This window comes from Yinghuangia aomiensis, from assembly GCF_039542225.1.
In the GTDB taxonomy this organism is placed as follows: Bacteria; Actinomycetota; Actinomycetes; order Streptomycetales; family Streptomycetaceae; genus Yinghuangia; species Yinghuangia aomiensis.
Genome location: NZ_BAABHS010000080.1, coordinates 1 through 5393, shown reverse-complemented (window position 1 = coordinate 5393; position 5393 = coordinate 1). Strand labels below are relative to the sequence as shown.

At 58.7% G+C, this 5393-nt stretch carries 3 rRNA genes; all 3 read left to right on the top strand.

Annotated elements, in window-relative coordinates:
• Nucleotides 1-140: 140 nt before the first annotated feature.
• The 3 genes from ABEA93_RS41855 (at nt 141) to rrf (ending at nt 5385) form a co-directional block, all read left to right on the top strand.
• Nucleotides 141-1666: ribosomal RNA gene (locus ABEA93_RS41855) — 16S ribosomal RNA — on the top strand.
• A 353-nt stretch (nt 1667-2019) separates the two neighbouring features.
• A 23S ribosomal RNA gene (locus ABEA93_RS41850) occupies nt 2020-5150 on the top strand.
• A 118-nt stretch (nt 5151-5268) separates the two neighbouring features.
• Nucleotides 5269-5385, top strand: a 5S ribosomal RNA gene (rrf, locus tag ABEA93_RS41845).
• Together the 16S, 23S and 5S rRNA genes form the textbook arrangement of a ribosomal RNA operon.
• Nucleotides 5386-5393 lie beyond the last annotated feature (8 nt).

The window sequence follows — 5393 nt, the reverse complement described above, 5'->3', positions numbered from 1 at the left end:
GTGTTCGCAGGGATTCCTTTGAAAAATCCTCCGGCTGGTCAGCGGCCGGGGGTCACAGCAAGGACGCAAGCGCACATCGGACTATTCCTCCGGTGGGGCGCGGCTCCTTCGTATGTGTCTGACCGGATTACCGGTGAGCATCTACGGAGAGTTTGATCCTGGCTCAGGACGAACGCTGGCGGCGTGCTTAACACATGCAAGTCGAACGGTGAACCGGTTTCGGCCGGGGATCAGTGGCGAACGGGTGAGTAACACGTGGGCAACCTGCCCTGCACTCTGGGATAAGCCCGGGAAACTGGGTCTAATACCGGATACGACTTCCCACCGCATGGTGGGGGGTGGAAAGTTCCGGCGGTGCAGGATGGGCCCGCGGCCTATCAGCTTGTTGGTGGGGTAATGGCCTACCAAGGCGACGACGGGTAGCCGGCCTGAGAGGGCGACCGGCCACACTGGGACTGAGACACGGCCCAGACTCCTACGGGAGGCAGCAGTGGGGAATATTGCGCAATGGGCGAAAGCCTGACGCAGCGACGCCGCGTGAGGGATGACGGCCTTCGGGTTGTAAACCTCTTTCAGCAGGGAAGAAGCGAAAGTGACGGTACCTGCAGAAGAAGCACCGGCTAACTACGTGCCAGCAGCCGCGGTAATACGTAGGGTGCGAGCGTTGTCCGGAATTATTGGGCGTAAAGAGCTCGTAGGCGGCTTGTCACGTCGGATGTGAAAACCCGGGGCTCAACCCCGGGCCTGCATTCGATACGGGCAGGCTAGAGTTCGGCAGGGGAGACTGGAATTCCTGGTGTAGCGGTGAAATGCGCAGATATCAGGAGGAACACCGGTGGCGAAGGCGGGTCTCTGGGCCGATACTGACGCTGAGGAGCGAAAGCGTGGGGAGCGAACAGGATTAGATACCCTGGTAGTCCACGCCGTAAACGTTGGGCACTAGGTGTGGGCGACATTCCACGTTGTCCGTGCCGCAGCTAACGCATTAAGTGCCCCGCCTGGGGAGTACGGCCGCAAGGCTAAAACTCAAAGGAATTGACGGGGGCCCGCACAAGCGGCGGAGCATGTGGCTTAATTCGACGCAACGCGAAGAACCTTACCAAGGCTTGACATCGCCGGAAAACTCGCAGAGATGCGGGGTCCTTTTGGGCCGGTGACAGGTGGTGCATGGCTGTCGTCAGCTCGTGTCGTGAGATGTTGGGTTAAGTCCCGCAACGAGCGCAACCCTCGTTCTGTGTTGCCAGCATGCCCTTCGGGGTGATGGGGACTCACAGGAGACTGCCGGGGTCAACTCGGAGGAAGGTGGGGACGACGTCAAGTCATCATGCCCCTTATGTCTTGGGCTGCACACGTGCTACAATGGCCGGTACAATGGGCTGCGATACCGCGAGGTGGAGCGAATCCCAAAAAGCCGGTCTCAGTTCGGATTGGGGTCTGCAACTCGACCCCATGAAGTCGGAGTCGCTAGTAATCGCAGATCAGCATTGCTGCGGTGAATACGTTCCCGGGCCTTGTACACACCGCCCGTCACGTCACGAAAGTCGGTAACACCCGAAGCCGGTGGCCCAACTCGCAAGAGGGGGAGCCGTCGAAGGTGGGACCAGCGATTGGGACGAAGTCGTAACAAGGTAGCCGTACCGGAAGGTGCGGCTGGATCACCTCCTTTCTAAGGAGCACAGCACACGCCAGGCCCGAACGCGGTCTGGGTGTCAGCTCATGGGTGGAACGTTGACTATTCGGCAGGCGCTTCGTGCGGCCGGCCCCAAGTACTGCTCTTCGGAGCGTGGAACGGGACGGTTGTCGCGGAAAGCCTGCCGGGCACGTTGTTGGGTCCTGAGGGAATGGGCCCTGCGGCCTTCACTGTCGAGTCGTCGATGGTGGGGGTCGTTGGTTTGTCCCTCTGGGATCGCCGGTTTCAACCGGTCTCCGAACCGCCGACGGTTTGTCGGTAGGCGTTGATCGTCAGGTTGATGTTTCCGGTTGTTGTTTGAGAACTGCACAGTGGACGCGAGCATCTGTGGCCAAGTTAGTAAGGGCGCACGGTGGATGCCTAGGCACCAGGAACCGATGAAGGACGTGGGAGGCCGCGATAGGCCCCGGGGAGCTGTCAACCGAGCTGTGATCCGGGGGTGTCCGAATGGGGAAACCCGGCAGTCGTCATGGGCTGTCACCCGCACCTGAATGTATAGGGTGTGTGGAGGGAACGCGGGGAAGTGAAACATCTCAGTACCCGCAGGAAGAGAAAACAACCGTGATTCCGCGAGTAGTGGCGAGCGAAAGTGGATGAGGCTAAACCGAGTAGGTGTGATACCCGGCAGGGGTTGCTTATTCGGGGTCGTGGGACGGCACTTCAGTTGTCTGCCGGCAGCTGGGCGAGTCAGAAACCGATGATGTAGTCGAAGGACATGCGAAAGGTCCGGCGTAGAGGGTAAGACCCCCGTAGACGAAACGTTGTCGGCTTGCTTGTGTTGTTCCCAAGTAGCACGGGGCCCGAGAAATCCCGTGTGAATCTGGCGGGACCACCCGCTAAGCCTAAATATTCCCTGGTGACCGATAGCGGACTAGTACCGTGAGGGAAAGGTGAAAAGTACCCCGGGAGGGGAGTGAAATAGTACCTGAAACCGTGTGCCTACAAGCCGTGGGAGCGTCGCCATCTGCGTTTGACGTGGGTGGTCGTGACTGCGTGCCTTTTGAAGAATGAGCCTGCGAGTTTGCGGTGTGTGGCGAGGTTAACCCGTGTGGGGTAGCCGTAGCGAAAGCGAGTCCGAATAGGGCGATTGAGTCGCGCGCCCAAGACCCGAAGCGGAGTGATCTAGCCATGGGCAGGGTGAAGCGGAGGTAAGACTTCGTGGAGGCCCGAACCCACCAGGGTTGAAAACCTGGGGGATGACCTGTGGTTAGGGGTGAAAGGCCAATCAAACTCCGTGATAGCTGGTTCTCCCCGAAATGCATTTAGGTGCAGCGTCGTGTGTTTCTTGCCGGAGGTAGAGCACTGGATGGTTGATGGGCCTCACCAGGTTACTGAGATCAGCCAAACTCCGAATGCCGGTAAGTGAGAGCGCGGCAGTGAGACTGCGGGGGATAAGCTCCGTGGTCGAGAGGGAAACAGCCCAGAGCACCGACTAAGGCCCCCAAGCGTGCGCTAAGTGGGAAAGGATGTGGAGTCGCAGAGACAACCAGGAGGTTGGCTTAGAAGCAGCCACCCTTGAAAGAGTGCGTAATAGCTCACTGGTCAAGTGATTCCGCGCCGATAATGTAGCGGGGCTCAAGCGCACCGCCGAAGTCGTGTCAGTGACACATATAGCCAAGCCTTTGTGGTTCAGGCGTGTTGCTGGGTAGGGGAGCGTCGTGCAGCGAGTGAAGTCGCGGTGGAAGCCAGCGGTGGACGCTGCACGAGTGAGAATGCAGGCATGAGTAGCGAATCACACGTGAGAAACGTGTGCGCCGGATGACCAAGGGTTCCTGGGGCAGGCTAATCCGCCCAGGGTAAGTCGGGACCTAAGGCGAGGCCGACAGGCGTAGTCGATGGACAACGGGTTGATATTCCCGTACCCGCTACGATGCGCCAGCGCTGAACCCATCAATGCTAAGGCCGTGAAGCGGCCGGCGGAGTCTTCGGACCGAGCTGGTGCAGTGGAGCCGCTGACCCGAAGTGGTAGTAGGTGAGCGATGGGGTGACGCAGGAAGGTAGTCCAGCCCGGGCGGTGGTTGTCCCGGGGTAAGGGTGTAGGGCGTGGTGTAGGCAAATCCGCACCATATTGAGCCTGAGACCTGATGCCGACCCGATTGAGGGGAAGTGGATGATCCTATGCTGCCGAGAAAAGCCTCTAGCGAGTGTCGTGGCGGCCCGTACCCCAAACCGACTCAGGTGGTCAGGTAGAGAATACCAAGGCGTTCGGGTGAACTGTGGTTAAGGAACTCGGCAAAATGCCCCCGTAACTTCGGGAGAAGGGGGGCCAGCTCTGGTGCGAAGACTTGCTCTTCAAGCTGGGGGTGGCCGCAGAGACCAGCGAGAAGCGACTGTTTACTAAAAACACAGGTCCGTGCGAAGTCGTAAGACGATGTATACGGACTGACGCCTGCCCGGTGCTGGAACGTTAAGGGGACCGGTTAGCTCTTCGGGGCGAAGCTGAGAACTTAAGCGCCAGTAAACGGCGGTGGTAACTATAACCATCCTAAGGTAGCGAAATTCCTTGTCGGGTAAGTTCCGACCTGCACGAATGGCGTAACGACTTCTCGACTGTCTCAACCACAGGCCCGGTGAAATTGCACTACGAGTAAAGATGCTCGTTTCGCGCAGCAGGACGGAAAGACCCCGGGACCTTTACTATAGCTTGATATTGGTGTTCGGTTCGGCTTGTGTAGGATAGGTGGGAGCCGGTGAACCAGCCACGCCAGTGGTTGGGGAGGCGTCGTTGAAATACCACTCTGGTCGTGCTGGATGTCTAACCTGGGTCCGTGATCCGGATCAGGGACAGTGTCTGGTGGGTAGTTTAACTGGGGCGGTTGCCTCCTAAAGGGTAACGGAGGCGCCCAAAGGTTCCCTCAGCCTGGTTGGCAATCAGGTGTTGAGTGTAAGTGCACAAGGGAGCTTGACTGTGAGACCGACGGGTCGAGCAGGTGCGAAAGCAGGGACTAGTGATCCGGCGGTGGCTTGTGGAAGCGCCGTCGCTCAACGGATAAAAGGTACCCCGGGGATAACAGGCTGATCTTCCCCAAGAGTCCATATCGACGGGATGGTTTGGCACCTCGATGTCGGCTCGTCGCATCCTGGGGCTGGAGTAGGTCCCAAGGGTTGGGCTGTTCGCCCATTAAAGCGGTACGCGAGCTGGGTTTAGAACGTCGTGAGACAGTTCGGTCCCTATCCGCTGTGCGCGTAGGAGTCTTGAGAAGGGCTGTCCCTAGTACGAGAGGACCGGGATGGACGAACCTCTGGTGTGCCAGTTGTTCTGCCAAGGGCATGGCTGGTTGGCTACGTTCGGGAGGGATAACCGCTGAAAGCATCTAAGCGGGAAGCCTGCTTCGAGATGAGGGCTCCCACAGGGTTGACCTGGTAAGGCCCCCGGTAGACGACCGGGTTGATAGGCCGGATGTGGAAGCACAGTAATGTGTGGAGCTGACCGGTACTAATAGGCCGAGGACTTGTCCTCAGATGCTCGCGTCCACTGTGTGGTTCCCGAACCGCAATCGGTTTCGGTGTGAACCACTGTTATTGACTGTTGAATAGTCATGATCTGGTTGACCTGAACCTTATGGGTTCGATGGTTTTCCGGTGGTCTTGGCGAAGAGGAAACGCCCGGTCCCATTCCGAACCCGGAAGCTAAGCTCTTCAGCGCCGATGGTACTGCACTCGAAGGGGTGTGGGAGAGTAGGACGCCGCCGGAATTTACTTA